The 465-nt window shown below is 40.4% G+C and carries 1 protein-coding gene; it reads left to right on the forward strand.

The genetic code is table 11. The annotated features are described in order from the left end of the window. A partial coding sequence (locus P5674_RS25925) for a group II intron maturase-specific domain-containing protein (RefSeq protein ID WP_315670490.1) occupies positions 1–465 on the forward strand: 465 nt, incomplete at both ends.

The raw sequence follows: 465 nt of genomic DNA on the forward strand, positions 1-465 counted from the left end.
ATATGCCGATGATTTTGTGGTCATCTCCAAAGACCTAGGAATCATTGAACAGTGCAAAACTGCTATTTCTGAATGGCTAAAACCTGTAGGACTAGAAATAAAACCTGAAAAGACTCGAATCTGTCATACACTCAAAACTATTGAGTATGGCGGTAAGACAGAAAATCCAGGGTTCGACTTTCTAGGATTCAATATCAGGCAATACCCAGTTGGAAAATACAAGTCTGGGAAAACAGGTGGGGGAGCAAGCCGATTAATCGGACATAAAACCCACATAAAACCCAGCCAAAAAGCAGTCAAAACCCACACAGAAGTGATTAAAGGTGTAATAGAACAACACAAAACAGCACCTCAATCAGCCCTGATAAGTAGACTAAACCCAATTATTCGGGGGTGGTCAAACTATTATTCAGCGGTAGTCTCAACAGAGACCTTCACTAAACTAGATAAGACAATCTGGCAAAA

Origin of the sequence: Limnospira sp. PMC 289.06 (genome assembly GCF_032350395.1) — a bacterium.
Classification (GTDB): Bacteria; Cyanobacteriota; Cyanobacteriia; order Cyanobacteriales; family Microcoleaceae; genus Limnospira; species Limnospira platensis.